This window comes from Methylovulum psychrotolerans, assembly GCF_002923755.1.
GTDB lineage: Bacteria > Pseudomonadota > Gammaproteobacteria > Methylococcales > Methylomonadaceae > Methylovulum > Methylovulum psychrotolerans.
This window is the reverse complement of sequence record NZ_PGFZ01000093.1, coordinates 1-521: the sequence shown is the minus strand read 5'-3', so window position 1 is coordinate 521 and position 521 is coordinate 1. Positions and strand designations below refer to the sequence as shown.

The following is a 521-nucleotide window of genomic DNA, read 5'->3' as shown; positions in this document are numbered from 1 at the left end:
AAAAATAAAAAATTTAAAAAAAAATAAAAAAAGCTGTAAAATATATAAAACCCATCTAATTCGTAAAAATTATATGAAAGCACAACCCATTCGTAACCCAAAGTACAAGATTAAAACTGTTACTGATCTTCTCATAAGCACTCCGATTACAAGCTATCAGTTAAAAAAAATTTCTGGTAAAGATAGCAGTACAAGTTCAAAAAACTATTCACCCTTAGATATACGAAGGGTCAAAGTAGCATTAAACAACCTAGATGAAAAAAACGAATTAAATGTACGTCCACCCATTATCAATGTTCGAATGGCTAAAGGTGGGACTGGAAAATCTATGGTTTCTGCTAATCTAGCATCCGCTTTTGCAATGTTAGGTTATAAGGTATTAGCTATTGATGGTGATCCTCAAGCATCATTAACGAATATTTTAGGTGTCGATCCATCAGATGAAAACATCCAACATATAGGTCATCTTATGGAACATTTTGAAGGAAAAAGAATATTAAATATTAACGAAGCTGTTCGTC

Annotated in this window: 1 protein-coding gene; it reads left to right on the top strand. The window is 31.5% G+C overall.

The features are described from left to right. Positions 1-73 precede the first annotated feature (73 nt). Positions 74-521: ParA family protein (locus AADEFJLK_RS23755; protein ID WP_211299346.1), on the top strand; the 448-nt coding region annotated here is incomplete at its 3' end.